At 59.7% G+C, this 26,204-nt stretch carries 26 protein-coding genes; 10 read left to right on the top strand and 16 right to left on the bottom strand.

Annotated elements, in window-relative coordinates; all coding sequences use genetic code 11:
- Window positions 1-91: 91 nt before the first annotated feature.
- Window positions 92-1,012 (bottom strand): zinc ABC transporter substrate-binding protein, encoded by a 921-nt coding sequence (locus ACTWLJ_RS06620; RefSeq protein WP_445180295.1) that lies wholly within the window; start codon window positions 1,010-1,012, stop codon window positions 92-94.
- Between the two features lie 66 nt (window positions 1,013-1,078).
- Here ACTWLJ_RS06620 and ACTWLJ_RS06615 point away from each other — a divergent pair, with 66 nt between their 5' ends.
- Genes ACTWLJ_RS06615 through ACTWLJ_RS06600 form a run of 4 tightly spaced genes read left to right on the top strand, consistent with a single transcriptional unit; the run spans window position 1,079 to window position 3,878 of the window.
- On the top strand, window positions 1,079-1,561 hold the full coding sequence (locus ACTWLJ_RS06615) for a Fur family transcriptional regulator (RefSeq protein ID WP_401216238.1): 483 nt from the start codon (window positions 1,079-1,081) through the stop codon (window positions 1,559-1,561).
- Window positions 1,561-2,346 carry a zinc ABC transporter ATP-binding protein ZnuC gene (gene znuC / locus ACTWLJ_RS06610; protein WP_445180294.1) on the top strand — a complete coding sequence of 262 codons (786 nt, stop codon included), beginning with the start codon at window positions 1,561-1,563 and terminating at the stop codon, window positions 2,344-2,346. The genes ACTWLJ_RS06615 and znuC overlap by 1 nt, the downstream gene beginning before the upstream one ends.
- Window positions 2,339-3,127 (top strand): zinc ABC transporter permease subunit ZnuB, encoded by a 789-nt coding sequence (gene znuB / locus ACTWLJ_RS06605; protein WP_150595857.1) that lies wholly within the window; start codon window positions 2,339-2,341, stop codon window positions 3,125-3,127. Before znuC ends, znuB begins: the two co-directional genes overlap by 8 nt.
- A 37-nt stretch (window positions 3,128-3,164) precedes the next feature.
- On the top strand, window positions 3,165-3,878 hold the full coding sequence (locus ACTWLJ_RS06600) for a PA5502 family lipoprotein (RefSeq protein WP_445180293.1): 714 nt from the start codon (window positions 3,165-3,167) through the stop codon (window positions 3,876-3,878).
- 94 nt (window positions 3,879-3,972) lie between these two features.
- Here ACTWLJ_RS06600 and katE read toward each other — a convergent pair whose 3' ends face one another.
- Window positions 3,973-6,111, bottom strand: coding sequence for a catalase HPII (katE, locus tag ACTWLJ_RS06595; RefSeq protein ID WP_445180292.1), 2,139 nt, complete (start codon window positions 6,109-6,111; stop codon window positions 3,973-3,975).
- Between the two features lie 261 nt (window positions 6,112-6,372).
- On the opposite strand from katE, the gene ACTWLJ_RS06590 reads away from it, so the two are divergent.
- From ACTWLJ_RS06590 to ACTWLJ_RS06580, 3 genes are all read left to right on the top strand, one after another.
- Entirely contained in the window at window positions 6,373-7,380 is a 1,008-nt protein-coding gene (locus ACTWLJ_RS06590; protein ID WP_445180291.1) for a methionine ABC transporter ATP-binding protein, read from the top strand.
- Window positions 7,380-8,054, top strand: coding sequence for a methionine ABC transporter permease (locus tag ACTWLJ_RS06585; RefSeq protein WP_401216233.1), 675 nt, complete (start codon window positions 7,380-7,382; stop codon window positions 8,052-8,054). Before ACTWLJ_RS06590 ends, ACTWLJ_RS06585 begins: the two co-directional genes overlap by 1 nt.
- Window positions 8,055-8,130: 76 nt before the next feature.
- A complete protein-coding gene (locus tag ACTWLJ_RS06580) occupies window positions 8,131-8,904 on the top strand; it encodes a MetQ/NlpA family ABC transporter substrate-binding protein (RefSeq protein WP_445180290.1) in 774 nt (257 codons plus the stop codon).
- A gap of 240 nt (window positions 8,905-9,144) precedes the next feature.
- Here the strand turns inward: ACTWLJ_RS06580 and ACTWLJ_RS06575 are convergent, their stop codons facing one another.
- From ACTWLJ_RS06575 to ACTWLJ_RS06555, 5 genes are read right to left on the bottom strand one after another with little or no spacing between them, the layout of a single operon-like run.
- Window positions 9,145-9,780: an SCO family protein gene (locus ACTWLJ_RS06575; RefSeq protein ID WP_445180289.1), complete on the bottom strand. Its 636-nt coding sequence runs from the start codon at window positions 9,778-9,780 to the stop codon at window positions 9,145-9,147.
- Entirely contained in the window at window positions 9,777-10,676 is a 900-nt protein-coding gene (gene cyoE / locus ACTWLJ_RS06570) for a heme o synthase (protein ID WP_401216230.1), read from the bottom strand. The genes ACTWLJ_RS06575 and cyoE overlap by 4 nt, the downstream gene beginning before the upstream one ends.
- On the bottom strand, window positions 10,664-11,743 hold the full coding sequence (locus tag ACTWLJ_RS06565) for a COX15/CtaA family protein (RefSeq protein ID WP_445180288.1): 1,080 nt from the start codon (window positions 11,741-11,743) through the stop codon (window positions 10,664-10,666). The genes cyoE and ACTWLJ_RS06565 overlap by 13 nt, the downstream gene beginning before the upstream one ends.
- Window positions 11,744-11,753: 10 nt before the next feature.
- On the bottom strand, window positions 11,754-12,347 hold the full coding sequence (locus ACTWLJ_RS06560; RefSeq protein WP_445180287.1) for a hypothetical protein: 594 nt from the start codon (window positions 12,345-12,347) through the stop codon (window positions 11,754-11,756).
- The gene (locus ACTWLJ_RS06555; protein ID WP_445180286.1) at window positions 12,313-13,053 is read right to left on the bottom strand and encodes an SURF1 family protein; all 741 of its coding nucleotides are present in this window, start codon (window positions 13,051-13,053) and stop codon (window positions 12,313-12,315) included. The genes ACTWLJ_RS06560 and ACTWLJ_RS06555 overlap by 35 nt, the downstream gene beginning before the upstream one ends.
- 70 nt (window positions 13,054-13,123) lie before the next feature.
- Between ACTWLJ_RS06555 and ACTWLJ_RS06550 the strand changes: the two genes are divergently transcribed.
- The gene (locus ACTWLJ_RS06550; RefSeq protein WP_401216226.1) at window positions 13,124-13,327 is read left to right on the top strand and encodes a twin transmembrane helix small protein; all 204 of its coding nucleotides are present in this window, start codon (window positions 13,124-13,126) and stop codon (window positions 13,325-13,327) included.
- A 7-nt stretch (window positions 13,328-13,334) separates the two neighbouring features.
- Here ACTWLJ_RS06550 and ACTWLJ_RS06545 read toward each other — a convergent pair whose 3' ends face one another.
- The 4 genes from ACTWLJ_RS06545 to coxB form a co-directional block, all read right to left on the bottom strand.
- A complete protein-coding gene (locus ACTWLJ_RS06545) occupies window positions 13,335-14,222 on the bottom strand; it encodes a cytochrome c oxidase subunit 3 (RefSeq protein WP_445180285.1) in 888 nt (295 codons plus the stop codon).
- Between the two features lie 25 nt (window positions 14,223-14,247).
- The gene (locus tag ACTWLJ_RS06540; protein ID WP_445180284.1) at window positions 14,248-14,796 is read right to left on the bottom strand and encodes a cytochrome c oxidase assembly protein; all 549 of its coding nucleotides are present in this window, start codon (window positions 14,794-14,796) and stop codon (window positions 14,248-14,250) included.
- Window positions 14,797-14,925: 129 nt separating this feature from the next.
- Window positions 14,926-16,512: a cytochrome c oxidase subunit I gene (gene ctaD, locus ACTWLJ_RS06535; protein ID WP_401216223.1), complete on the bottom strand. Its 1,587-nt coding sequence runs from the start codon at window positions 16,510-16,512 to the stop codon at window positions 14,926-14,928.
- An 82-nt stretch (window positions 16,513-16,594) separates the two neighbouring features.
- Window positions 16,595-17,722, bottom strand: coding sequence for a cytochrome c oxidase subunit II (coxB, locus tag ACTWLJ_RS06530; RefSeq protein ID WP_445180283.1), 1,128 nt, complete (start codon window positions 17,720-17,722; stop codon window positions 16,595-16,597).
- Between the two features lie 369 nt (window positions 17,723-18,091).
- On the opposite strand from coxB, the gene ACTWLJ_RS06525 reads away from it, so the two are divergent.
- Entirely contained in the window at window positions 18,092-18,724 is a 633-nt protein-coding gene (locus ACTWLJ_RS06525) for a hypothetical protein (protein ID WP_401216221.1), read from the top strand.
- Window positions 18,725-18,848: 124 nt separating this feature from the next.
- On the opposite strand, the gene ACTWLJ_RS06520 is transcribed toward ACTWLJ_RS06525, so the two are convergent.
- The 3 genes from ACTWLJ_RS06520 to ACTWLJ_RS06510 form a co-directional block, all read right to left on the bottom strand.
- Complete coding sequence (locus tag ACTWLJ_RS06520) at window positions 18,849-20,375, bottom strand: SulP family inorganic anion transporter (protein WP_445180282.1); 1,527 nt, start codon at window positions 20,373-20,375, stop codon at window positions 18,849-18,851.
- Between the two features lie 90 nt (window positions 20,376-20,465).
- Window positions 20,466-21,197 carry a carbonic anhydrase gene (locus ACTWLJ_RS06515; RefSeq protein ID WP_401216219.1) on the bottom strand — a complete coding sequence of 244 codons (732 nt, stop codon included), beginning with the start codon at window positions 21,195-21,197 and terminating at the stop codon, window positions 20,466-20,468.
- Window positions 21,198-21,434: 237 nt separating this feature from the next.
- Window positions 21,435-22,493, bottom strand: a complete 1,059-nt coding sequence (locus ACTWLJ_RS06510) for a PA0069 family radical SAM protein (protein ID WP_445180281.1) — start codon at window positions 22,491-22,493, stop codon at window positions 21,435-21,437.
- 232 nt (window positions 22,494-22,725) lie between these two features.
- Between ACTWLJ_RS06510 and ACTWLJ_RS06505 the strand changes: the two genes are divergently transcribed.
- Window positions 22,726-23,028, top strand: a complete 303-nt coding sequence (locus ACTWLJ_RS06505; RefSeq protein WP_445180280.1) for a hypothetical protein — start codon at window positions 22,726-22,728, stop codon at window positions 23,026-23,028.
- Between the two features lie 75 nt (window positions 23,029-23,103).
- Here the strand turns inward: ACTWLJ_RS06505 and ACTWLJ_RS06500 are convergent, their stop codons facing one another.
- Both ACTWLJ_RS06500 and ACTWLJ_RS06495 read right to left on the bottom strand, forming a co-directional pair.
- Entirely contained in the window at window positions 23,104-24,405 is a 1,302-nt protein-coding gene (locus ACTWLJ_RS06500; protein WP_445180279.1) for a c-type cytochrome, read from the bottom strand.
- A 12-nt stretch (window positions 24,406-24,417) separates the two neighbouring features.
- Window positions 24,418-26,202: a GMC family oxidoreductase gene (locus ACTWLJ_RS06495; RefSeq protein ID WP_445180278.1), complete on the bottom strand. Its 1,785-nt coding sequence runs from the start codon at window positions 26,200-26,202 to the stop codon at window positions 24,418-24,420.
- Between the last annotated feature and the right edge of the window lie 2 nt (window positions 26,203-26,204).

Below are 26,204 nucleotides of genomic sequence, written 5' to 3'. Positions count from 1 at the left end.
AGCTTGCTCGCGAAGGGGGCGGTGCATTCAGCATTTGTTTCGCTGACCCACCGCTTTCGCGAGCAAGCTCGCTCCCAAAGGGTTTTGTGGTTTACAGAGACTCCAGGCACCCGGCCAAATCATTACCCAATTTTTCCAGCACTTGCTCATAGCCCTGAGCCGTCGCCGGGGTGTAGCCGCCCAGCGCATCCAGTTCGGCGAGTTTTACCGGCAGCCCCGACACCAGCGTTTCCGCCAGACGCGGACGCAGCGGTGGTTCGCTGAACACACACGTCTTGCCGACTTCCTGCAAACGCTTGCGCATTGCAGCGACGTGCTGCGCACCCGGCTGCACTTCGGCCGCCACGCTGAACACGCCGGTATGTTTCAGACCGTAAGCGTCTTCGAAGTAATCGAACGCCTCGTGAAACACGAAGTACGGTTTGCCCTCAACACCCGCCAGACGCTTCTTCAAACGCAGATCCAGTGCATCCAGCCGCTCATCAAACGCCTTGGCGTTGCTTTGATAGCGCTCGGCATTCGCTGGGTCGGCCGCGCTCAGGTCAGCGGCCATTTTGTCGGCAATAACCCGCGCGTTGACCGGCGATAGCCACAAGTGCGCATCAAGTGTGCCCGGGCGGTGATCGTGATCATGCTCGTCGGCGTCTTCGGCGTGGGACTGGCTGTCTTCAGCAAAGTGGCGCAGTTTCATCCCCGGCAGATCTTGGACGGCGACGCTCGGCAGCGTACGACCGTTCAGCACGCGAGGCAGGAAGCCTTCCATGTCCGGACCGATCCAGTACAGCAGATCAACCGATTGCACCTTGCGCACGTCGGAGGGGCGCAGAGCGTAGTTATGCGGTGATGCTCCCGGCGGCAGCAGCACTTCTGGAATCGCCACGCCGTCCTGCACGGCCGCGGCAATCAACTGCAACGGTTTGATGCTGGTGAGGACTTTGACCTCGGCCTGAGCCGAACCGATCAGCAGAAAACTGGCGACAAAAGCCACAAAAACAGAAAAAAGTCGGGACACGATGAGCACTCAAGGAGGCGAGAACGGGTAACATAATAACGTCTCTATCAAAACTCGTCGCCGCCCATGCCTAATACACCGATTGCCAGCCGTCCCCACGACCACTCTCATTGCGTGCACAGCGCTCTGTCCGAGGCCGATGTCCTGTGTGCCCAGAAAGGCCTGCGCCTGACTGCGTTGCGCCGTCGGGTGCTGGAACTGGTGTGGCAAAGCCACAAGCCGCTGGGCGCCTACGACATTCTGGCGGTGCTCAGCGAGCAGGACGGGCGCCGCGCCGCGCCGCCGACCGTATACCGCGCGCTGGATTTCCTGCTGGAAAACGGCCTCGTGCATCGGATTTCCTCGCTCAACGCCTTCGTCGGCTGCAATCACCCGGAACACGCGCATCAGGGCCAGTTCCTGATCTGCCGCGAATGCCATGCCGCCATCGAGCTTGAGCAAAAGAACATCAGCGACGCGATCGTCTTCAGCGCCCGCGACGTCGGTTTCATTGTCGAAGCGCAGACCGTCGAAGTGGTCGGCCTGTGCTCCGGTTGCCAGGGGGCTTGATGAGCAACGCGCTGATCCGACTGGAGCAGGTCGCCGTCACGTTCGCCGGGCAGAAGGTGCTGGACAACATCGACCTAAGCGTCGAACCGGGGCAGATCGTCACCCTGATCGGCCCCAATGGCGCCGGCAAGACCACGCTGGTACGCGCCGTACTTGGTCTGTTGAAGCCCGACAGCGGCAGCGTCTGGCGCAAGCCCAGGCTGCGCGTCGGCTACATGCCGCAAAAACTCCATGTCGATCCGACCTTGCCGCTGTCGGTGCTGCGCTTTTTGCGTCTGGTGCCGGGTGTCGACCGTCCTCGTGCACTGGCTGCACTGAAGGAAGTCGGCGCCGAACACGTCATCGACAGCCCGGTGCAAAGCGTTTCCGGCGGCGAGATGCAGCGCGTGCTGCTAGCCCGCGCTCTGCTGCGCGAGCCGGAACTGCTGGTGCTCGACGAGCCGGTGCAAGGCGTCGATGTCGCCGGGCAGGCTGAGCTTTACAGCCTGATCACCCGTCTGCGTGACCGCCATGGTTGCGGCGTGTTGATGGTGTCCCACGATCTGCATCTGGTGATGAGCACTACCGATCAAGTGGTGTGCCTCAACCGCCACGTCTGCTGCTCCGGGCATCCCGAGCAGGTCAGCGGCGATCCGGCGTTCGTCGAGTTGTTCGGCAAGAACACGCAGAGTCTGGCGATCTATCACCACCACCATGACCACGCCCACGACCTGCACGGGTCGGTAGTCAAGGCGCCCGCTTCGGGCCAACCCCACGTTCATGGAGATAGCTGCAAGCATGGCTGATTTTCTGTTGTATGCCCTGCTTGCAGGTCTGGCGCTGGCGATAGTCGCGGGGCCGTTGGGCTCGTTCGTGGTCTGGCGGCGCATGGCGTATTTCGGCGACACCCTGTCCCACGCCGCATTGCTCGGCGTAGCGCTGGGCTTTCTGCTGGATGTCAGCCCGACCGTCGCGGTGACCGTCGGCTGCCTGCTGCTCGCGGTGCTGCTGGTGACCCTGCAACAGCGCCAGCCACTGGCTTCCGACACTCTTTTGGGGATTCTCGCGCCAAGTACCCTCTCTCTCGGGCTGGTGGTACTAAGCTTCATGCATGAGGTGCGGATCGACCTGATGGCCTATCTGTTCGGCGACTTGCTGGCGATCAGTCCGACCGATCTGGCGTGGATTCTCGGCGGCAGCGCGGCGGTGCTGGTGTTGTTGGTGACGTTGTGGCGGCCGCTGCTGGCGATCACCGTGCATGAAGAGTTGGCCAGAGTTGAAGGCCTGCCGGTGGCCGGTCTGCGCATGGCGCTGATGTTGCTGATTGCGGTAGTGATCGCGGTAGCGATGAAAATCGTCGGGGTTTTGCTGATTACTTCGCTGTTGATCATCCCGGCGGCTGCGGCACAACGTCACGCCCGTTCGCCGGAGCAGATGGCACTGGGCGCGAGCCTGCTGGGCATGCTCGCGGTGTGTGGCGGGCTGGCGCTGTCGTGGTTCAAGGACACCCCGGCCGGGCCGTCAATCGTTGTGACGGCAGCCGCACTGTTTCTCCTGAGTTTTGTTCTGCCCCGTCGAGGGGTGTAGACTTGCTCGTTTTTTGCGCAAATAGAGAGTCGCAGGAATGAAGCCGTTCGCCTCCCGTTATCTGCTCCTTGCCGCATTTTCAGTGCTGCTGGGCGCCTGCCAAAGCACGCCGCCGGTGGTTGAAGCCCCCGACGCACGCGCTACGGCCATCGCGCAGCTGGAGCAAAGTCTGGCCAGCAGCGAACTGGCCACCGCCGAAGATCAGTTGGCGGCATTGCAGACCGAAACACCTAACGATCAGTCCCTTGAGCAATACCAGCGGCAACTCGCCGAAGCCTATCTGCGCCGCAGCCAGATCGTGTTGCAGAAGGGTGATGTGAATGCTGCCGCTACCGCGCTGAGCCGTGCCCGCGCCCTGATGCCCAAGGCTCCGGCGCTGACCGGTGGCGTCAACGGCGCAATCTCCGAAGCGCGCAAGGCTGAACTGGAGAAGGCCGAAGCGGCGCTGCTCGCAGCGGAAGCCAAGCCGAAAGCCAAGGTGATCGACCCGACTGCCGAGAGCACCACGGTTGCGCTGAATATCACCGATAGCCGCAAATTGCGTCGACAACTGGATGCGATCGCCGCTGATGTAGTTAATTACGATTGTGCCGTGAGCATCCAGGCGCCGCGCACCAACGACTACCCTTGGCTGGCGACTTTGCTGACCAAGCGAGTGAAGAAGCTGAATCCGGATTTCGATCTGAAGATCGAGAAGCAGATCTTGCGCACTGTGCCGGCGCAGATGGTTCTGATTCCCGCTAAACCCTAAAAGCTTCGCGAGCAAGCTCGCTCCCACAGGCACAGCGTGTTCCCTGTGGGAGCGAGCTTGCTCGCGAAAGCGTCTTCTCAGTCAGAGCAGATCCTTAAGCCGGAATCGCCTTGGCCTTAGGCTCCCGAGCCCAAACCCGATGCTGCCCAATCGCGGCAATAAACGCCTTGGCCAACTTAGCGTCGGCGCCCACGATCAACCCGGCATCCGCCTCAAGCTTCAACACATCGAGCAACTGCTTCGCTTCTCCGTGCAAGGCAATCGCCTTCAAGTGCTTGTACGCCTCCAGCAGGTAATGCAACGCCACGCCATCACCACTCAACGCCTTGATCGACGCCGCACCACCCGGCACAAACACCGCGTCGAACGCCACCGAAGGCAGGCCTTCCATCGATGCATCCACCGCTAGGCTCTTGCCGTCAGCGGTTTTCACTGGCGCCGAAGTCGGGCCGAGCAATTTCGCGTGCGCTCCTTCGGCCATGAGGGCCTTCTTCATCGCATCAATCGCCGCACCATCGACGCCGTTCGCTGCAAGAATAGCTACTTTTCGCGTCTTGATGTTTTCCGGCAACAGATTCGCCTGACTCAGTGCCGGTGAGTGATCCGGCGACGTCTTGCGCACTTCGACCGTGCCTTTGGTCGGTACCGGCAAGCCCAGGTTCTGCGCTACGCGTTTGGCCAGTTCCAGATCAATGTTGGCCAGGATCTCATTCACCTGACGAGCGCGGATGAACTCCCGCTCGACCTTGCCCAGCTCGAAGCTATAGGCCGAGATGATGTGTTCCTGCTCGTGCTTGCTCATGCTGTGGAAAAACAGCCGCGCCTGCGAGAAGTGATCGCTGAACGACTCGCTGCGCTGACGGATCTTGTTGGCGTCGATGCGTTCCGGGTAGCTCTCGAAACCACCGTCCTGTGCCGCTGGCGGGGTTTCCTTCGGCCAGCCACCGTCAATCGAGTTCGGCTCGTAAGACGCACGGCCCTTGTCGATCACCGTGCGGTGCTGAGCATCGCGCTGGCCGTTGTGAAATGGCGCTACAGGGCGATTGATCGGCAGCTCATGAAAGTTCGGCCCGCCGAGTCGGCTGATTTGCGTATCGGTGTAGGAAAACAGCCGACCTTGCAGCAGCGGGTCATTGGAGAAGTCGATGCCCGGCACGATGTGGCCGGGGCAGAACGCAACCTGCTCGGTCTCGGCGAAGAAATTGTCCGGGTTACGGTTGAGGGTCATTTTGCCCAACGGAGTGATCGGCACGATTTCTTCAGGGATCAGCTTGGTCGGGTCGAGGATGTCGAAATCGAAGTCGTGCTCGTTTTCCTCCTCGATGATCTGTACGCCGAGTTCCCATTCCGGGTAATCGCCCATCTCAATGGCTTCCCAGAGATCGCGGCGGTGGAAATCAGTATCTTTACCGGCAAGCTTCTGCGCCTCGTCCCACACAAGCGAGCAGGTGCCTGCGGTCGGGCGCCAGTGGAATTTGACGAAGCGCGATTTGCCCTCGGCGTTGATCAGCCGGAAGGTGTGAATCCCGAAGCCCTGCATGCTGCGCAGGCTTTTCGGAATCGCCCGGTCGGACATTGCCCATATCACCATGTGCGCCGATTCCGGCACCAGCGAAACGAAATCCCAGAAAGTGTCGTGCGCCGAGCCGCCAGTAGGAATCTCGTTATGTGGCTCGGGTTTTACCGCATGGACGAAGTCGGGAAACTTGATCGCGTCCTGAATGAAAAACACCGGCATGTTGTTGCCGACCAGATCGAAGTTGCCTTCGTCGGTAAAGAACTTCACCGCGAAACCACGCACGTCACGCACGGTGTCACCAGAACCGCGCGGCCCCTGCACCGTGGAAAAACGCACGAATACCGGCGTCTTTTTCCCCGGGTCCTGCAGGAATCCTGCCTTGCTCAGCGCCGCGTGATTCTCGTAGCTCTGGAAGAATCCGTGGGCGCCGGTGCCGCGAGCGTGGACGATGCGCTCCGGAATCCGCTCATGGTCAAAGTGCGTGATTTTCTCACGCATGATGAAGTCTTCCAGCAGCGACGGCCCGCGGGGTCCGGCCTTGAGAGTGTTCTGGTTATCGGCGACTTTCACACCTTGATTGGTGCGCAGGGCCTGGCCGGTGGCGTCGGAGCGAAACTTCTCCAGACTGTCGAGTTTGGCATTGCTGTTGGCGCGATCCGGGGTGTCGGTTCCGGCCATCTGGCTCTTGTCGGTGACGGGTTTCTTGGTACTCATCAGACGTAAACTCCTCGTTTGACCCCTTTACCTTGCGGGGCTCCTGGGCATTTCCCGGGCACGGCACCCAGGGTTTTCAAGTCGCTTACTTAGTGACTGATGAGGCTTTTGGGCGTTCCTTTTTTATGACCTTTGATCTTGTTATTGCCAAATCGAAGGTTAATTGCGAAATAAATGCTAAGAACCTCTATACGGACAGGCTAAAATGCGCGCCCGGCTAACCGCTGATCCTTTTCTAACGCGCCCCACAAGGTTCGCTACGTGATCGAGTTTCAAAACGTCCACAAGACTTACCGCGTCGCCGGTAAGGACATCCCCGCCCTGCACCCGACCACTCTCTCGATTGAGAACGGTCAGGTCTTTGGCCTCATCGGCCATTCCGGTGCGGGAAAAAGTACCCTGCTGCGTCTGATCAATCGCCTGGAGCAGTCCTCTGGCGGCAAGATCATTGTCGATGGCGAAGAAGTCACCGCTCTGGACGCCAACGGCCTGCGCCGTTTCCGTCAGCAGGTCGGGATGATCTTCCAGCACTTCAACCTGCTGGCCTCGAAGACCGTTGCCGACAACGTCGCATTGCCGCTGACTCTGGCTGGCGAACTGTCGAGCAGCGAGATCAATCAGCGCGTGGCCGAGTTGCTGGCCCGCGTGGGTCTGGCCGATCACGCGAAGAAATACCCGGCGCAATTGTCCGGTGGCCAGAAGCAGCGCGTCGGCATCGCCCGCGCCTTGGCGACCAAGCCGAAAATCCTGCTGTGCGACGAGGCGACCAGCGCTCTCGACCCGCAAACCACCGCGTCGGTTCTGCAACTGCTGGCCGAGATCAATCGCGAACTGAAACTGACCATCGTCCTGATCACCCACGAGATGGACGTGATTCGTCGCGTTTGCGATCAAGTGGCGGTGATGGATGCCGGCGTGATCGTCGAGCAAGGTCCGGTGGCCGATGTGTTCCTGCATCCAAAACACCCGACCACCAAGCGTTTCGTGCAGGAAAGCGAGCAGGTCGACGAAGGCGAACAGCGTGATGACTTCGCCCACGTCCCAGGCCGCATCGTGCGTCTGACGTTCCAGGGCGAAGCGACCTACGCGCCGCTGCTCGGCACTGTCGCCCGGGAAACCGGCGTCGACTACAGCATCCTTGCCGGTCGCATCGACCGCATCAAAGACGTTCCTTATGGGCAATTGACCCTCGCCGTCACCGGTGGCGACATGGAGGCGGCCTTCGCCCGCTTCACCGCCGCTGACGTTCACATGGAGGTATTGCGCTAATGGAAGACCTGATCAGTTTCTTCACCAATATCGACTGGTACGAAATCTGGCTGGCCACCGGCGACACCATGCTGATGCTCGGCGGTTCGTTGCTGTTCACCGTGTTGCTCGGCCTGCCGCTGGGCGTGTTGCTGTTTCTCTGCAGCCCGCGTCAGTTGCTGGAAAACCGTGGCCTGTACGCGGTCATGTCGCTGGCGGTGAACATCCTGCGTTCGCTGCCGTTCATTATTCTGTTGATCGTGATGATCCCGTTCACTGTGCTGATCACTGGCACGTCGCTGGGCGTGGCCGGTGCGATTCCACCACTGGTGGTCGGGGCTACGCCGTTCTTTGCGCGTCTGGTGGAAACCGCGTTGCGTGAAGTCGATCGCGGCATCATCGAAGCGACCCAGTCGATGGGCGCGACCACGCGACAGATCATCGTCAACGCCTTGTTGCCGGAAGCCCGCCCGGGCATCTTTGCAGCGATTACGGTGACGGCGATTACACTGGTGTCCTACACGGCGATGGCCGGTGTGGTTGGCGCCGGTGGTCTGGGTGACCTGGCGATTCGTTTCGGTTATCAGCGTTTTCAGACCGACGTGATGATCGTGACCGTGGTGTTGCTGTTGATTCTGGTGCAGGTGTTGCAAATGGTCGGTGATCGACTGGTCGTGCACTTCTCGCGCAAGTAATCCGGATTTGTAAAAAGACATGAGCCGGCCATTCGCTGGCAGGCGCCAGACGGGCGCCTCAAAAGGAGTTAGCTGAATGAAAAAACTGATCGTTGCCCTGGCTGCCGTTGCAGCTTTTTCGGCCCACGCCGACGAAACCCTGACCGTTGCTGCCACTCCGGTGCCGCACGCTGAAATCCTAGAATTCGTGAAGCCGGCACTGGCTAAAGAAGGCGTGGATCTGAAGATCAAGGTGTTCACCGACTACATTCAGCCGAACGTACAGGTCGCCGAAAAGCGTCTGGACGCCAACTTCTTCCAGCACCAGCCGTACCTTGATGAGTTCAACAAGGCCAAGGGCACCAGCCTGGTTGCGGTGACCGGCGTGCATCTGGAACCATTGGGCGCGTATTCGAGCAAGTACAAGAAGCTCGATGAGCTGCCAGGCGGCGCCAATGTAGTGATCCCGAACGACGCCACCAACGGCGGCCGTGCACTGTTGCTGCTGGCCAAGGCTGGCGTGATCACCCTGAAGGACCCGACCAACATCCTGTCGACCGTCAAAGACATCGCGACAAACCCGAAAGACCTGAAAATCCGTGAACTGGAAGCCGCGACCATCCCGCGCGTGCTGACCCAGGTCGATCTGGCGCTGATCAACACCAACTATGCGCTGGAAGCCAAGCTCGATCCGTCCAAGGACGCGCTGGTCATCGAAGGCAATGACTCGCCGTACGTGAACATCCTCGTGTCCCGTGCGGACAACAAGGACAGCGACGCGATGCAGAAACTGGCTGCTGCACTGCACAGCCCGGAAGTGAAGAAATTCATTCTCGAGAAGTACAAAGGCGCGGTACTGCCGGCGTTCTGATTGATTGCTGCAATGAAAAAGGGGACGCCATGGGCGTCCCCTTTTTTGTGCCCGAAACACCTCGGTAGGAGCGAGGTTTTGTGGTGAGGGGATTTATCCCCGTTGGGCAGCGAAGCAGCCCCAAAACCTGCAATCGGGATTTATCAGATAGACCTCGGACGCTGGGTTTACGACTGCTGCGTAGCGGAACGGGGATAAATCCCCTCGCCACAATGGATTTCCCGGCGCTATCAGGGGTGGTTACTTGCGGTTAAGCATCACCGGGAGCTGCGCGATCAACTTGGCGTTATTCAACGGCGCCCGAATAAACCCGCGCTGCGTGCCGTCCGGCCCGATCACCGCAAGATTGCCGCTGTGATCAACCGTGTAATTCGGCTTGCTGGTATCGGCCGGAATAAACGGAATGCTCACCGCGTTGGCGACTTTCTGCAACTCTTCAATCGACTTCGGCGTCAGGCCGATGAATTGCGGATCGAAGTAACCCAGGTACTGCTTCAACTGCTTGGGGTTATCGCGGTTCGGGTCAACGCTGACCAGCACGATCTGCAATTTATCCACAGCGTCCTTCGGCAGTTCACTCTTGATCTGCCGCAGTTGCGCGAGGGTGGTCGGGCAAATGTCCGGGCAGAAGGTGTAGCCGAAGAACAACAGGCTCCACTTGCCCTTCAACTCATTGATTGTGACCGGTTGGCCGTCCTGGTCGATCATCGTCACGTCTGGCAGATTGCGGCTCTGCGGCAGCAGGATGATGCCGGCGTCGATCAGCGCGGTCGGGTCGCCCTGGCCCTTACCGCTCAGCACTTTGTTGACGGTCAGGCCGAGGATCAGCGCGATCACGGCGACGAGGATGAAGACGGTTTTCTGGGTTCGAGTCATAGGTTCAACAGTAAGTAGTGGTCTACGAGCAGGGCGATGAACAGCAGGAACAAGTAGTAAATAGAGTACTTGAAGGTGTTGATCGCCGCGTGCGGCCGAGTGCCACGGTACAGCACCACGGCCCATTGCAGAAACCTTGCGCCCAGCGCCAGGGCACAAATCAGGTAGAGCACGCCGCTCATGTGGATCACATACGGCAGCAGACTCACCGCCAGCAGCGCGAAGGTGTACAGCAGAATGTGCACCTTGGTGTAGTGCTCGCCGTGAGTTACCGGCAGCATCGGAATGTCGGCCTTGGCGTATTCCTCTTTGCGATGGATCGCCAGCGCCCAGAAGTGTGGCGGGGTCCAGGCGAAGATGATCAGCACCAGCAGCAATGGTTCGGCGCTGACGTGGCCAGTCGCGGCGGTCCAGCCGAGCAGCGGTGGAGCGGCGCCGGCGAGGCCACCGATGACGATGTTCTGCGGCGTCGCGCGCTTGAGGAAACCGGTGTAGACCACTGCGTAACCGAGCAGCGAGGCCAGGGTCAGCCACGCGGTCAGTTGATTGGTGAAAGTCAGCAGCAACGCTTGGCCGAGCAGCGCCAGCACCAGTGCAAAGGTCAGCGCCGCAGCGGGCGACACCCGGCCCTCGGCCAGCGGTCGTTTGTGGGTGCGCGCCATCACCGCATCGATGCGCCGGTCTACCACATGGTTGACCGCCGCCGCGCCGCCGGCACACAGGGCAATCCCCAGATTGCCGAACACCAGCACCGTCCACGGTACCCCGGCGCGGGTCGCGAGAAACATCCCGACCAGCGAGGTAATCAGCATCAGCACCACGACTTTCGGCTTGGTCAGTTCCAGATAATCGCGCCACAGCGCCTGCGCGGGACGTTCGCCGGTCAGAATCGCCATGGAGTTTCTCCTTTTATTGTTATGGGCGCGGTGGAATGTTTACGCGGGCTCAGGCGCCAGCGGGTGAGCATCGGCTGTTTCACCCGCACCAGACTGGTCCGTGCGTGGTAATTGACCAGCACCATGGTCAGCAACAGCGCTGCGCCGCCCGCGTTGTGGGCGACGGCCACCGGCAGCGGCAGATGGAACAGTACGTTGCTGATACCCAGCGTGATTTGGGCGGCGAGGGCGATCAGCACCAGCCCGGCCAGTCGGGTCATGCCGACCACTTTCAGTTGCCAGGCCAGCCCGAGCAGCACCAGCGTCACCAGCAACGCGCCGATACGATGCGTCAGATGAATCGCCGTGCGTGCGTCGCTGTCGAGTTGGCCGCCGAGGTAATTGGGGCCGATGTGTTGGGTCAGGTGAAAACCGTTGGCGAAGTCTGCCGCTGGCAGCCATTGGCCGTGACAGGTCGGGAAGTCGATGCAAGCGACGGCTGCGTAGTTGGAACTGACCCAACCGCCCAAGGCGATCTGGCCGATCACCAGCAACAGGCCGGCAGTCGCCCAATATTGCAGACGCTTGGGCACGGTCAGCGCCGGCAGCACGCCGGACAATCTCAATGTCAGCAAAAACAGCAAACTCAACGTCGCAAAACCACCGAGCAAGTGCCCCGTCACCACTTGCGGCCAGAGCTTGAGCGTCACCGTCCACATGCCGAACGCCGCTTGCGCGAACACCACCGCCAGCAGAAACAGCGGCAACTTCAACGGTTGCCCCGGATCGCGGCGATTGACCCACGCCCGCCCGGCCAACACGGCGATGAGCATGCCGAGGGTGCCGGCGAAGTAACGGTGGATCATCTCGTTCCAGCCTTTGTGCGCGACGACCGGCGAGTCGGGGTAATGCAGTTCGGCATGGGCCAGTTGGGCTTCGCTTTTCGGCACGCTGATAAACCCGTAGCAGCCCGGCCAGTCCGGACAGCCGAGGCCGGCGTGGGTCAGGCGCGTATAGGCGCCGAGCAACACGACAATCAGTGCCAGCAGGGTGGCAAACAGCGCGAGGCGAAATCCAGGTTTGGCCATGACGATGCCCTTATCCGATGTTCGACAGTTTCAGCAGGTGGCGCAGGTCGTTGAGCAGATCCTTGCCTTTGACGTTCGGGTCATAACGCAGCACCAGATTGCCGTGGGGGTCGATGATCCACAGTTGCGGGGTGGCTTTGTCGCCGGTGGTCTTGCTGAACGTGGTGACATCCAGTGGATAGCGTTGCAGTTGCGGGTATTCGCGGGTCAGTTTGGCTTCGTAATCCGCAGCCAAAGGCTGTGCGGCGGCGAGGGCATGACTGGCGCGGCTGGCATCCCGACCGAGGCCGATCTGAATCTGTCGCGCCAGATACACCAACTGCTGGCAATCGACCGCGCAATCCTTGGGCGCGGTCACCAGCATCTGCCAGCGATCTTCATCGGCGACCACACCGAGGTCGGCGCGGGACTGACCGTTGCCGATCAATTCGCCGTGGTAGCTGCGACCGTCCGGCACCCAGAACTGCAATTTGTACATGCCGGTGGCGAGGATCATCGGACCGATCACGCCGAGCAGGATCAGCAGCAGTTGAATGCGCCCGCGACGGCGACTGGCGACGGGTTTCGCTTCAGACATGCTGGGTGGATTCATGGCCGTTCCCATGGTGTTTCTCCTTTGCGTTGTGCCAGCCGAGATAGACATAAAGACCGAACAGGGCGATGGCCATGGCGAACCACTGCACGGCGTAACCGAGGTGTTTTTCCGGGCCCATGGCGACCACTGGCCAGTCGGCCTCGTAGCTGGCCGGGCCTTGTTCTGCGCGCACTTCGAAGGCGAAGCCGTCGCGGTCGAGGGTTTTCCACAGCTTGGCCGGCTCGACGGCGGTGATGGTTTGCGGCCAGGTGCTGCTGACCGGGTCGGCATGCAACTGGAAGGTTGCGCCGGGAGCGACATAGACCCAGGCATCGATACTCAGCGCCTCGGCGGGTGTGCTGAATTGCGGTGCTACGCGGCGGTCCGGCCACGGCAGCCAGCCACGATTGACCAGCAGCCACAGTCCGGTGGCCCGATCCTGAAACGGTTGCAGCAGTTCCACGCCGACCTTGCCGTTACGCTGGCGATTGTCGAGCAGCAGGCTGTGCGCAGCATCGAACTGGCCATGCAGATGCACCCGGCGAAAGGCCGGATCGGCGCTGTGCAGCAATTCGCTGCTGGCCATCGGCTCGGCGGCGCGGCGTTCGGCGTAGTTGGCGAGCAGGGCGGTTTTCTCCGCGCCACGGCTCAGTTGCCAGAACCCCAGCGACACCAGCAGCGGCAACAGCAACGCCACCACCAAAGTGGGTATGACGCCCGGCCGAAAGCGTTTCATGGCCGCGCCAATAAGTCAGTCGTCTGGGTCGCTATACTCAAATGCATCGCCTGTCCCCCGGAGTCTTCCCATGCTCAAAGCAGCCATCGTTCTGCTGCTGATTGCCACGGTGATCAGCCTGTTCAGCGGCCTGTTTTTCCTGGTCAAGGACGACAGCCATTCAAATCGCCTGGTCATCGCCTTGAGTGTTCGGGTGGCATTGGCCGCTGCAACCGTCGGCTTGATCACCTGGGGTTTTTACAGCGGCCAACTGGTGTCACACGCGCCGTTCTAGCGAGCGCTTAAAGTACGTAAACGAAGATGAACAAGCCGATCCACACCACATCGACGAAGTGCCAATACCAGCTCGCCGCTTCGAAGCCGAACTGGTGCTCGTTGTCGAAGTGGCCCTTCATGATCCGCATCAGCATCACGAACAAAATGATCGTGCCGATGGTCACGTGGGCGCCGTGGAAACCGGTGAGCATGAAGAACGTCGCGCCATAAATGCCGGAACCAAGGGTCAGCCCCAGTTCGTGGTAGGCGTGCATGTATTCCTCGGCCTGCAAGGCGAGGAAGCCGCAGCCCAGCAGCACGGTGATTGCCAGCCAGATTTTCAGCGCGCCGCGATGGCCCTTTTTCAAGGCATGGTGGGCGATGGTGATGGTCACGCTGGAGCTGACCAGCAAGATGGTGTTGATCAGCGGCAGGCCCCACGGGCTGATGACTTCCTTGGGTGGCGGGAACAGTTTCGGGTCAGGTGTGTGCAGCAACGGCCAGGTGAACTGGAAGTTCGGCCAAAGCATGTGCGCGATGCCTTTCGGGCCTTCACCACCAAGCGCCGGGCCGGAAATATGCCGCACGTAGAACAGCGCACCGAAGAACGCGGCAAAGAACATCACTTCGGAAAAGATGAACCAACTCATGCCCCAGCGAAACGAGCGATCCAGCTGCGGGCTGTACAACCCCGCACGGCTCTCCTTGATCACCGTGCCGAACCAGCCGAACAGCATGTACGCCAGCAGCAACCCGCCGACGAAAAAGATGTACGGGCCGTGGGATTCCGGGCGCGCAGCCTTCAGATCATTGAACCAGGTGGCGAGGCCGTACACGGTGATCGCCATGCCGAAGGTGGCGATGATCGGCCACTTGCTCTGGGCCGGAACGTAATAATGCTCATGAGTTGCCATTTATTGTTCTCCTTATCGGGCACGCTTAACCGCCAGTATTTGCAGCCACTGGTGGATGACGGGCGGTGATATCGAACAGCGTGTAGGACAGCGTCAGGTGCTTCACATCCTTGGGCATGTCGCGGTCAACAATGAAACGCACCGGCATCTCGATCTGCTGACCGGGCTGCAGCACCTGCTGGGTAAAGCAAAAACATTCGGTCTTGTGGAAATACGCCGCCGCTTCGCTCGGGGCGATACTTGGCACGGCCTGCGCGCTCATCGGTTTGTCGGTCGGGTTGCGGGCGATGAAGATCATCTCGTTGACCCCGCCCGGGTGGGCGACCAACTCCTCACCTTTGGGATAGAACTCCCAGGGCATGTCGGCATTGTTCATCGACAGAAACTGCACGCGCACCTGCCGTGAGTTATCCACAATCTGCTCGCCTTCGTACTGCCCGGCGGTCTTGCCGTTGATGCCGAAGGCTTTGCACATCACATCGTAGATCGGCACCAGGGCGAAACCGAAAACGAACATCGCCACCACTACGCCGAGCAGGCGGGTGACGAGTTTCTTCAGCGATATTTCAGCCATTTTTTTCAGCCTCTACGCCCAACCCTGTGGGAGCTGGCTTGCCAGCGATGGCTGCCTGCCTGACACACCGCACTGGCCCCATCGCTGGCAAGCCAGCTCCCACAGGAGTTTCAGCAATGCGGAAAATGTTCATTTCACTTCCGGCGGTGTGGTGAAGGTGTGATACGGCGCCGGGGACGGCACGCTCCATTCCAGGCCTTCGGCGCCGTCCCACGGTTTGGCCGGTGCTGGCGGGCCGCCGCGAATGGTCTTGATCACGATGAACAGGAAGAACAGCTGCGTGGTGCCGAACATGAACGCGCCAATCGACGAAACCATGTTGAAGTCGGCGAATTGCAGGTTGTAGTCCGGAATCCGTCGCGGCATCCCCGCAAGCCCCACGAAGTGCATCGGGAAGAACGTCAGATTCATGCCGACAAAGGACAGCCAGAAGTGCAGCTTGCCGAGGGTTTCGTCGTACATGTGGCCAGTCCATTTCGGCAGCCAGTAGTAGGTAGAGGCGAAGATCCCGAAGATCGCTCCTGGCACCAATACATAGTGGAAATGCGCGACCACGAAGTAGGTGTCCTGATACTGGAAGTCCGCCGGGGCGATGGCCAGCATCAGCCCGGAGAAACCGCCGATGGAGAACAGAATCACGAACGCCACGGCAAACAGCATCGGTGTCTCGAAGGTCAATGAGCCTTGCCACATGGTGCTGGCCCAGTTGAACACCTTCACCCCGGTAGGCACCGCGATCAGCAGGGTTGCGTACATGAAGAACAACTCGCCCACCAGCGGGATGCCGACCACGAACATGTGGTGCGCCCAGACGATAAACGACAGGAACGCGATGCTCGCGGTGGCGTAGACCATCGAGGTGTAGCCGAACAACGGCTTGCGCGAAAAGGTCGGGATGATCGAGCTGACTGCGCCGAACGCCGGCAGGATCATGATGTACACCTCGGGGTGCCCGAAGAACCAGAACACGTGCTGGAACAGTACCGGGTCACCGCCACCGGCGGCACTGAAGAAACTGGTGCCGAAGTGGATGTCCATCAGCATCATCGTCACGCACCCCGCCAGCACCGGCATCACCGCGATCAGCAGGAACGCGGTGATCAGCCAGGTCCAGACGAACAGCGGCATTTTCATCAGCGTCATGCCGGGGGCGCGCAGGTTGAGGATGGTCGCGATCACGTTGATCGCGCCCATGATCGAACTGATGCCCATCAGGTGGATGGCGAAAATGAAGTAGGTCACGCTCTCCGGCGCGTAAGTGGTGGAGAGCGGTGCGTAGAACGTCCAGCCGAAATTCGGCCCGCCACCGGCGGTGAACAGGGTCGAAACCAACAGCAGGAACGCCGCCGGCAGCAGCCAGAAGCTGAAGTTGTTCATCCGTGGCAGAGCCATGTCCGGCGCGCCGATCATCAACGGGATCATCCAGTTGGCGAGGCCGACAAACGCCGGCATCACCGCACCGAACACCATCACCAGCCCGTGCATGGTGGTCATCTGGTTGAAGAACGCCGGTTCAACGATCTGCAATCCGGGCTGGAACAGCTCGGCGCGAATCACCATGGCGAACGAGCCACCGAGCAAGAACATGGAAAACGCGAACCACAGGTACAGCGTGCCGATGTCCTTGTGGTTGGTGGTCAGCACCCAGCGCATCAGGCCTTTGGCGGGGCCGTGGGCGTGGTCGGCATGACCGTGGTCATCGATTACAGCGCTCATGGCTTGTCTCCTGTAAACGAGTGAGCTGGGCGGGTCGGGGCGCGATGCCCCGGCCGATGGATTACCTGCGCGATAGACCGGGTCATTTGCTTTCCGCCTGTTTCAGCTCCAGCACTTCTTTTGGCGTGACCATGTCGCCCTTGTTGTTGCCCCAGGCGTTACGTTCATAGGTCACGACTGCCGCGATATCGACTTCCGACAACTGCTTGCCGAACGCTGCCATCGCAGTGCCGGGCTTGCCGAAGTACACGCGGTGCAGGTGGTCGGCTTTCGGTCCGGTGGCAATCGGCGAGCCTTTGAGTGCCGGGAACATCGGCGGCAGACCCTGGCCTTCAGCCTGGTGACAGGCGACGCACGTGGTGTGGTAGATCTTGTCGCCACGTTCCTTGAGCTCGTCGAGGGTCCATTCCTTGCTCGTCAGCTCTTTAAGCTGAGCAGCTTCGGCTTTGCGGTCGGCGAGCCATTTGTCGTAGTCGGCTTTCTCTTTGACTTCGACCACGATCGGCATGAAGCCGTGATCCTTGCCGCACAGCTCGGCGCACTGGCCACGGTAGATTCCGGGCTTGTCGACACGGGTCCAGGCTTCGTTGACGAACCCCGGAATCGCATCGCGCTTGACCGCAAAGGCTGGCACCCACCACGAGTGGATAACGTCGGCCGAGGTCACAAGGAAGCGCACCTTGGCGCCGGTCGGCAGCACCAGCGGCTTGTCGACCTCGAGCAAGTAGTGCTCGCCCTTGGTTTCCTTGTTGTGGATCTGCTCGGCGGGAGTGGCCAGGTTGCTGAAGAACTCGACGTCCTGGCCCAGGTATTTGTAATGCCACTTCCACTGATAACCGGTGATCTGGATATCGATATCCGGCTCACTGGTGTCGTACATCTTGATCAGGGTGGCAGTCGCCGGAACGGCCATCGCCACCAGAATCACGAACGGTACGATGGTCCAGAGGATTTCGACGGTGGTGCTTTCGTGGAATTTTGCGGCGACCTGCCCGGTCGAGCGGCGGTGCACAATCATCGACCAGAACATGGCGCCGAAGACGATGATGCCGATCACCACACAGATCCAGAAAATGGTCATGTGCAGGTCGAATACTGCGTGACTGATTTCAGTCGCTCCAGGCGCCATATTCACAGTCCAGGCCGCGTTGGCCTGGCTGAAAATCGACCACAACAGGAGGCCCATCCAGACGTGTGGATGTCGCATCATTGCGGGTTCCCCTTATCGTTCTTGTTATCCCGCCGGCTTTCGCCTGCGGCAAGGGAGCGGCTGCATCAGACTACGAACTTGATTTGCCGTGCCTTGCTGCGGGTGCAGTCGGGCGTCATCAGCTAACTCCATTCATTGGCGAGTATAGACAGCGACTGGAAATTGCAATGCGCGGACGTAAATCATCTGAAACAGCTGGTACTTGCGTTCCATGGCCCGAATGGAGAAGGATGCAGACGAGTGGTGGCAAATCGATATAACGCAGGTGCATCAAGGATGAAATAATTATGACAAATGCGTCTTAGCATTTTTCGTAAGCCAGCTAACTTATGTCTTCCCTATTTCATTGCCTTGTTTCCTGGAGTTTTCATGAACACCGCCGCATTGCGCGAGCAGATCCAAAAAGCCCGACAAACCGAGCAAGAAACCGGACGGCTGACGCGTCAGCTGCAAGCCAAACTGCCTCATTTACACTCGGCAATCCAATTGCCTGAAACCGATCGTGAAGGCGTACTGACACGTTTTGTCTCCGCCTATATCGACGAAGTGCCGGACCTGCTGGACGCAGCCAATGAAGTCGCCAGGGAAGCGGGAATCGAGTCGCAGATCAAACCGGTGCTGAAAATCGCCGAGCAGTACTTCATCCAGCCGCCGGTCGGCCTGGACAGTCTGCTGGACGAAGCCTATCTGGCGCACCGCTTTGTCGAAGAGGTCAACGACCTGTACATCAAGCATTTCGGCCAGCCACTGATCCCATTGGACATGACGGTCGCCAATCTGATTGCTCACCAATTGCTCGGTGAGGAATTTGCCAACAAACTGGACGAAGTGGTGCACCACGCGGTGGACAGCATGCTCGACGACGACAGCTTTGCGCTGGAGTCGGTCGAAGCCTACCGCGAAAAACTCAGCAGCCCGGACACCGGCGCCGCGTGGAAACGCTGGCCGTGCATGGGGCGCCGCCTGGGTGTAGGTCTGGAGCTGGATCAGCCAGCCGCGTAATGCAGAGTCACCTTTAATACCTGTGGGAGCTGGCTTGCCAGCGATTACGGTAGGTCATCAACATCTCTGTTGACTGATTCACCGCTATCGCTGGCAAGCCAGCTCCCACAGGGTTTTGGGGGATTTAGCCGGCCGCACCGATCCCGGTATTGGTCCGAACCCGCCCTTCAAGCCGTCGCTTCAACCCTCGCGACTCGATCACCAGTTTCGACCCCTTGGCCGCATTCGCCCGGCCCCACTCTTCCAGCAACTCCAGACACGAATGGTCGATGTAGCTCAGATTATTGAGCGGCACGTGCACCGTCGTTCCCGGTGGAATGCTGCCCAGCACCTGAGTCAGCGTCGGCACCTTGAGGAACGTCGCCGCCCCCACCAGACGCAGCTCCATCTCACCGTCCTGCGGAAGATCGATCAGGCTGATCTTCAGCCGCGAAGCCTTGAACGCCAGCTTCACCAGCGTCAGGCCGAAACCGATCAGCACGCCGGTCAACAGGTCAGTGAAGATGATCGCCAGCGCCGTGGCGGCGTAGGTGAACATCGGCATCCGCCCATATCGACCCAGGCCACGGAACGCCTTGATATCGACCAGTTTGAAACCGGTATAGACCAACACCCCCGCCAGACTCGCCACCGGAATGCTTTGCAGCACACTCGACAGCAACAGCACGAAGGCCAGCAGCCACAGACCATGGAAGATCGTTGAATAGCGCGTAGTCGCACCGGCCTGCACGTTGGCCGAGCTGCGCACGATCACCCCGGTCATCGGCAGCGCGCCGACCAGACCGCAGAGCATATTGCCGACACCTTGCGCCGACAGTTCACGGTCAAAGTCCGAACGCACGCCGTTGTGCATGCGATCCACCGCTGCCGCTGACAGCAGGGTTTCGGCACTGGCGATGAATGCCACGGCGAAGGCCGCGATCAGCAGCGTCGGGTCAGCCAGACTCAGCAGATCCGCAGGTTTCAGCCAGTCGATGGCTTCCGCCAGATTGGCCGGCACCTCGACCCGTTTCACCTGCAACGCCAAGAGCAGACTGGCACCTGTCGCCAGCCCGACCCCAAGCAACGCTCCGGGAATGAAGCGCAACTTATGCGGGCGGAATTTTTCCCACAGCCCCATCACCGCGATAGTCGCCAGCCCGAGCAATCCGGCCTGCCAGCCAAGCGATGGCAGCGCTTGCGCCACCGCAGCGGGGAACGCGGTGAGGTTATCCAGCCCGGAGGGTTTTGGCGCGGCATCGAGCATCACATGCACCTGCGACAGCACGATCAACACGCCGATTCCGGCGAGCATGCCGTAGACCACCGCTGGCGCGGTAACCCGGAACCAGCAACCAAGCTTCAGACGCCCGGCGACCAGTTGCAGAAAACCCGCCAGCAACAAAATCGGCCCGAGCATCTCGATCCCGTGCTGGCGCACCAGCTCGAAGACCAACACCGCCAGGCCCGCCGCCGGCCCGCTGACCTGCAACGGCGAGCCCGCCAGCCAACCGACCACAAGACCACCGATGATCCCGGTGATCAAGCCTTTGGCCGGTGGCAACCCTGACGCAATCGCAATGCCCATGCACAGCGGCAGGGCGACCAGAAACACAACCACCGAAGCCAGCAGCTCCCGTGGCAGAACCGCTTTCAATTGAGCAGCACGCATGGTGATTCTCCCGAAGCTTTCTTCAGGCGTGGCTCCGCCTGGCCGCTGAAACAGCGACCGGCGTCAAACCACACAGATTTTTAGGAAGATTTAGAAGCGCGCTTTGGGCGTCGCCACCGGAATCGGATGGCTGCCATCGAGCGGCAGGAATCGAGCCTGATCCGCGTCGTAAGCTTTGATTTCACTGGTCTTGATGTCGTAGACCCAGCCATGGATGAACAGATGACCGTTCGCCATGCGCGAGGCTACCGAAGGATGGGTACGCAAGTGCTGCAATTGGGCGATGACATTTTCCTCGGTGAGGATATGCATGCTCTCGTTTTCGTCGGTGCAGTTGCAGTTGTCGTGCACCATGGTTTTCGCGACTTCGGCGTGGCGTAACCAGGCTTTGACCGTCGGCATTTTTTCCAGGCTGTCGGGATTGAGCACCGCCCGCATCGCGCCGCAATCGGAATGGCCGCAGATGATGATGTGCTGCACGCCCAGAGCCAGTACCGCGTACTCGATGGCGGTGGAAACACCGCCGTTCATCTGGCCGTAAGGCGGCACGACGTTGCCGACGTTACGGGTCACGAACAGATCGCCGGGGGAGCTGTGGGTGATCAGTTCGGGAACGATGCGCGAGTCGGCGCAGGTAATGAACATCGCCCGTGGCGACTGGGCCGTGGCGAGTTTCTTGAAGAGTTCTTCCTGCTGCGGAAAGACCTCATGACGAAAATGCAGAAAGCCATCAACGATATGTCGCAGCGCTGCATCGGCGGATTCCGCCCCAGGGACGGCTTGCGCCGACGCAGCCAACGGCTGTTTATCCTTGTCACTCATGATTCATCCTCTTTGGCGGATTCAGGGAGTCGTCCCTTGTATTCCGATATGAAGCCAGTGGCTGTTTAAACCATCCGGGCCATCCCGACCCGTCAGTCACTCGATGAACAAGGTAGCCGTCGAAACTTAACTCAAACTGAATCAAACGCTCTAGAACGTGTGTTCCAGGTCACAAAAAACGTGACTGGGGTATTTCGACGGAAGGATTCCAACCCCTCAACCATAGGTCAATTGTCGCTAAATCAACGACATCTGGCGACCCGGCGGACAGAAGGCTGTGCAGTCGAGGTTGTAGCCCTCACGATGATTGAGGCCAAGACGCTTGATCGCCTTGGCGAAACGCTGTGCGAGCAGATCGGCGAACGGCCCTTCACCGCGCATCCGCGCGCCGAAACGGCTGTCGTAGAGCTCGCCGCCACGGCTCTGGCGGATCAGGCTCAACACATGCGCCGCACGTTGAGGATAGTGCGCTTCAAGCCATTCCTCGAACAGCGGCGCAACTTCCAGCGGCAGGCGCAGCATCATGTACGCGGCACTTTGTGCGCCGGCCGCGTGGGCTTCGGTCAGCAGGCTTTCGATTTCGCTGTCGTTGATCATCGGGATCATCGGTGAACACAGCACACCGACCGGAATCCCCGCCTCGCGCATCACCCGGATCGCCCGCAGTCGTGCCTTGGGCGCAGCGGCGCGAGGTTCGAGGATACGTTTGAGTTCGTCATCCAGCGTGGTCAGGCTGATCATCACCGCCACCAGCCGTTGCTGCGCCAGTTCCGTGAGCAGGTCGAGGTCACGCAGGATCAGCGAACCCTTGGTGACGATGGTCACCGGATGTTTATAGCGCAGCAGCACTTCGAGGGTCTGACGGGTCAGTTTGTGTTCGCGCTCGATTGGCTGATACGGATCGGTATTGGAGCCCAGATTGATCGGCGCACATTGATAGCCTTTTTTACTCAGCTGTTCTTCCAGCACCTGCGCTGCGTTGGTTTTGGCGATCAGCCTGGTTTCGAAATCCAGCCCCGGCGACATGTCCCAGTAGGCGTGGCTCGGTCGGGCATAACAGTAGATGCAGCCGTGTTCGCAGCCGCGATAGGGATTGATCGAGCGATCAAAGGGCAGGTCCGGCGAAGTGTTGCGGGTGATGATGGTTTTCGCCGTCTCGAACATCACCTCGGTGCCTTGGGTGAGCGGCACTTCCTGATACCAGCCGTCATCCTCGGCCACCGAACGGCTCGGTGCGAAACGGTTGTGCGGATTGGTGGCGGTGCCGCGGCCGCGAAGAGGCAGAGGTGTGTGCATCGGATGCGTCCTGATGGCTGTATGTGCATACAGTATCTCTCGTGTGTGGAAACTGCCAGTGCCGTTCGGCGATTTGGAATACATTGAAAATGTTGTCCAGACACAGGGTATAGATTGACACTTGTTTTACTGCAATTTCGAGACACACCTTTGACGTAGCCGTTAATCCAGCGAAGTCGCTAATATCCGCCATGTTGTAACTTCGATATTAAATATTTAAAAGGAATTAAATGTGTCTTACTTCAATCAACGTGGCATTTTTCTGCAAAAACTGGGTCCGTCAATAGTTGATCCTTATGAAGTTTTGGTTTCGATGCAATTTGCGTTGAAGGAGTCGGGTTGGGACGCAGAGAATGCCGTGTCGACCGAATCCCTGCTGGACTCTCGGATTATCATCGCCTCTTCTTATGACGCCGGTAAGACGTTCGATATACCCAATGAAAAAGATATTGATGGTGACGGTGATATTGATGCAGATGACAAGGCCAAGTTGCTGGCACTTGCCAAGGCTTATGTAAATATCATGAATCCATGATTGATATTACGACGCTGCCATAGATACAGTGTGCACAAATAAAACCTGCCCGCAATTATGCGGGCAGGTTTTTTATTAGTTGCTATGAGTAACCTGACCAAGATCATCTGTCGACGTAGTCTTCATGTCACTGGTTCGCAAACGGCTGACCTCGTCAGCTTTGACCGACGCGCCCTTGTTGCCCCAACTGCCACGAATGAAACTCACCACATCCGCCACTTCCTGATCCGACAACCGCCAGGCGAACGCCGGCATGGTGAAGGTCGACGGTGCGGTGTGCGTGGCCGGCAAAGTCCCGCCCTTGAGCACGATGTTGATCAGCGAGGTCGGGTCTTCCGATTGCAGCACCGGATTGCCCGCCAGCGCCGGGAACACCCGGGTGTAGCCGTGACCATCGGTGCGGTGGCAGGCCGCGCAGTTGTCGATGTACACCGACGCACCGCGTTGGCTGTCGTCGCCGTTCCACAGGGCTTTGGCGGCTTTCTCATCGTACTGATGCGGTTGATCGGCCGGGTCATTGGCCGGCAGCGACTTGAGATAGCGGGCAATCGCGGTCAGATCGGCGTCGGTCATGTATTGCATGCTGTGGGTGACCACATCGCTCATGCCGCCGAATACTGCACTGCGATCACTGCGTCCGGTTTTGAGGAACTGCACCAGTTGCTCTTCGCTCCAGCCGCCGAGGCCATCCTTGTGGTCGCCGCGCAGGCTCTTGGCGATCCAGCCTTCCAGCGGCGCACTGCCGGCGAGGAAGTTTTTGCCATCGGCCGCGCTCAGGGATTTTTCCTGCATGGTCAGGGCACGTGGCGTATGGCACGCGCCGCAATGTCCTAGTCCTTCGACCAGATAAGCCCCACGGCTGATCACCGGATCATCCGACGTTGCTTTGTAGTCCTCGACCTTCGGTGCAAACATCCAGCGCCAACCCATCAGCGGCCAGCGCATGCTCAGTGGCCATGGAATGTCGCTGGTCTTGTTCTCTTGCGCCACCGGCTCGACGCCGTGCAGGAAATACGCGTAAAGCGCTTTCATGTCGTCTTGATTGACACGGGCGTAGGACGGATACGGCATCGCCGGGTAAAGCGTGCTGCCGTTTTTGGCGACACCATGGCGTACCGCCTGATCGAAATCCTCGAAGCTGTAATCACCGATACCGGTTTTATCCGGGGTAATGTTGGTCGAGTAGATCGTGCCGATTGGCGTTTCCATCGGCAGGCCACCGGCGAACGGCTTGCCGTCCTTGGCGGTGTGACAGGCCACACAGTCACCGGCACGGGCGAGGTATTCGCCGTGTTTGATCAAGGTTTGATCAGCTTCGGCGCCGTACAGGGTTGCACTGCCGAGCAGTGCCAACGTCGCGATAACGAGATTCTTCATGGTCATCGCTCCTTAAGCCTGAACCAGCGGGCCGGGGTTTTTCAGGTATTGCTCGCGGATCGCTCTGGCTGACCAGTACGTCAGTGCAGCGACCAGACCCGTAGGGTTGTAGCCCAGACCTTGTGGGAAAGCTGACGCACCAGGCACGAAAACGTTGTGCACGTCCCAGCACTGCAAGTAGCGGTTCAGAGCACTGGTTTTCGGGTCGGTGCCCATGATCGCGCCACCGTTAAGGTGGGTGGTCTGATAGGACGCGGTGTTGAAGTGGTCGCCGACTTTCTTGCCGATCACTGCAATGGCTTTCGGGCCCATCGCTTCGGCAACCTTGCCCATTTTTTCGACCATGAAGCGATTCATCTTGATGTCGTTTTCCTGCCAGTCGAAGGTCATCCGCAGCAGCGGCAGGCCGTAGGCATCACGATAAACCGGGTCCAGATCCAGGTAGTTGCCACGGTAGGACTGATGCGCACCGTGAGAGTCCATCGACACCTGATGGGTGTAGTAATCGGCCGTCGCGCGTTTCCAGTCGCTGCCCCAGGCCGGAGTGCCCGGCGGGTTGGACGTACCGGCAATCGGCCGGCTGCCTGCCTGGTTGACCCACATCGGCGAGCCGCCGACAAAACCATGCGGCCCGTGGTCGAAGTTGTCGGCGTTGAAGTCATCGATCGCCACGCCGTTGCCGCCGGCACCGATGAAGTTGTTGGTGTGGGTGTCCTTGTCGAAAAACGCCTTGATGGTGGCCATGTTCTGGTAAGCGAAGTTCTTGCCGACCACGCCTTCGCCGCTGATCGGGTCGTACGGCTTGCCGATACCGGAGAGCAGCATCAAGCGCACGTTATGGAACTGGAAGGCACCGAGGATCACCAGATCCGCCGGTTGCTCGATTTCCCGGCCCTGACCATCGATGTAGGTCACGCCCGTGGCTTTGGTCTTGGTGCTGTCGAGATTGACCCGCAGCACGTGGGAATTGGCCCGCAGTTCGAAATTCGGCAACGGCTTCAGCGCCGGCAGAATGTTCACGTTCGGCGAGGCTTTGGAATACATGTAGCAGACGTAACCACTGCAAAATCCGCAGAAGTTGCACGGGCCCATCTGTGCGCCGTAGGGATTGGTGTACGGCCCGGAAGTATTGGCGGACGGCAGGTTGTAGGGTTTGTAACCGACTTCAGTAGCCGCTTTGCCGAACAGCTGTGCCGACACGGTGTTTTTCTGTGCTTCCAGCGGGAACGGGTTGGAGCGATCCGGAGCGTACGGGTTGCCGCCCTTGCCCTGACCGACCAACTGACCTTTCACCGTCCATGCCTGGCCCGAAGTGCCAAAGACTTTTTCGGCGTAATCGAAGAACGGTTCCAGCTCTTCATAGCTGACGCCGAAGTCCTGGATGGTCATGTCCTTGGGAATAAAGCTTTTGCCGTAGCGCTCTTCGTAATGACTGCGCATGCGCAGTTCAATTGGATCGACGCGAAAGTGCACGCCTGACCAGTGCAAACCGGCACCGCCCACACCATTGCCCGGCAGGAACGCGCCCAACTGGCGGTTCGGCAGGGCGATGTCATTGACGCTATGGCGAATGGTGACGGTCTCTTTGGAAATGTCCTGGAAGAGTTTTTTCCGCACGCTGTAGGTCAGTTCGTCGATCACCTGCGGATAGTTGCCGTCAGGGTAGGTGTCCTGCATCGGCCCGCGCTCGAGCGCCAGTACGTTGAGCCCGGCCTCGGTCAGCTCTTTGGCCATGATCGCGCCCGTCCAGCCGAAACCGACGATCACCGCATCGACCTTTTTCATTACCGTTGCCATGC

The organism is Pseudomonas sp. McL0111, assembly GCF_052567255.1.
Note: the sequence above shows the minus strand (reverse complement) of the source record. Positions and strands in the feature narration are given on the sequence as shown.

What these genes read in the sequence shown, in the direction of transcription:
- ACTWLJ_RS06580 (WP_445180290.1), top strand. Translation starts at nt 8,131, where the DNA reads ATGAAAAAACTGATCGTTGCCCTGGCTGCCGTTGCAGCTTTTTCGGCC.
- ACTWLJ_RS06540 (WP_445180284.1), bottom strand. Translation starts at nt 14,796, where the DNA reads ATGGCTGAAATATCGCTGAAGAAACTCGTCACCCGCCTGCTCGGCGTA.
- ACTWLJ_RS06510 (WP_445180281.1), bottom strand. Translation starts at nt 22,493, where the DNA reads ATGCACACACCTCTGCCTCTTCGCGGCCGCGGCACCGCCACCAATCCG.
- cyoE (WP_401216230.1), bottom strand. Translation starts at nt 10,676, where the DNA reads ATGGCGATTCTGACCGGCGAACGTCCCGCGCAGGCGCTGTGGCGCGAT.
- coxB (WP_445180283.1), bottom strand. Translation starts at nt 17,722, where the DNA reads ATGATGCGACATCCACACGTCTGGATGGGCCTCCTGTTGTGGTCGATT.
- ACTWLJ_RS06555 (WP_445180286.1), bottom strand. Translation starts at nt 13,053, where the DNA reads ATGAAACGCTTTCGGCCGGGCGTCATACCCACTTTGGTGGTGGCGTTG.
- ACTWLJ_RS06525 (WP_401216221.1), top strand. Translation starts at nt 18,092, where the DNA reads ATGAACACCGCCGCATTGCGCGAGCAGATCCAAAAAGCCCGACAAACC.
- ACTWLJ_RS06550 (WP_401216226.1), top strand. Translation starts at nt 13,124, where the DNA reads ATGCTCAAAGCAGCCATCGTTCTGCTGCTGATTGCCACGGTGATCAGC.
- ACTWLJ_RS06560 (WP_445180287.1), bottom strand. Translation starts at nt 12,347, where the DNA reads ATGGGAACGGCCATGAATCCACCCAGCATGTCTGAAGCGAAACCCGTC.
- ACTWLJ_RS06600 (WP_445180293.1), top strand. Translation starts at nt 3,165, where the DNA reads ATGAAGCCGTTCGCCTCCCGTTATCTGCTCCTTGCCGCATTTTCAGTG.
- ACTWLJ_RS06615 (WP_401216238.1), top strand. Translation starts at nt 1,079, where the DNA reads ATGCCTAATACACCGATTGCCAGCCGTCCCCACGACCACTCTCATTGC.
- ACTWLJ_RS06575 (WP_445180289.1), bottom strand. Translation starts at nt 9,780, where the DNA reads ATGACTCGAACCCAGAAAACCGTCTTCATCCTCGTCGCCGTGATCGCG.
- znuC (WP_445180294.1), top strand. Translation starts at nt 1,561, where the DNA reads ATGAGCAACGCGCTGATCCGACTGGAGCAGGTCGCCGTCACGTTCGCC.
- ctaD (WP_401216223.1), bottom strand. Translation starts at nt 16,512, where the DNA reads ATGAGCGCTGTAATCGATGACCACGGTCATGCCGACCACGCCCACGGC.
- ACTWLJ_RS06520 (WP_445180282.1), bottom strand. Translation starts at nt 20,375, where the DNA reads ATGCGTGCTGCTCAATTGAAAGCGGTTCTGCCACGGGAGCTGCTGGCT.
- ACTWLJ_RS06545 (WP_445180285.1), bottom strand. Translation starts at nt 14,222, where the DNA reads ATGGCAACTCATGAGCATTATTACGTTCCGGCCCAGAGCAAGTGGCCG.
- ACTWLJ_RS06585 (WP_401216233.1), top strand. Translation starts at nt 7,380, where the DNA reads ATGGAAGACCTGATCAGTTTCTTCACCAATATCGACTGGTACGAAATC.
- ACTWLJ_RS06495 (WP_445180278.1), bottom strand. Translation starts at nt 26,202, where the DNA reads ATGGCAACGGTAATGAAAAAGGTCGATGCGGTGATCGTCGGTTTCGGC.
- ACTWLJ_RS06565 (WP_445180288.1), bottom strand. Translation starts at nt 11,743, where the DNA reads ATGGCCAAACCTGGATTTCGCCTCGCGCTGTTTGCCACCCTGCTGGCA.
- ACTWLJ_RS06500 (WP_445180279.1), bottom strand. Translation starts at nt 24,405, where the DNA reads ATGAAGAATCTCGTTATCGCGACGTTGGCACTGCTCGGCAGTGCAACC.
- katE (WP_445180292.1), bottom strand. Translation starts at nt 6,111, where the DNA reads ATGAGTACCAAGAAACCCGTCACCGACAAGAGCCAGATGGCCGGAACC.
- ACTWLJ_RS06515 (WP_401216219.1), bottom strand. Translation starts at nt 21,197, where the DNA reads ATGAGTGACAAGGATAAACAGCCGTTGGCTGCGTCGGCGCAAGCCGTC.
- znuB (WP_150595857.1), top strand. Translation starts at nt 2,339, where the DNA reads ATGGCTGATTTTCTGTTGTATGCCCTGCTTGCAGGTCTGGCGCTGGCG.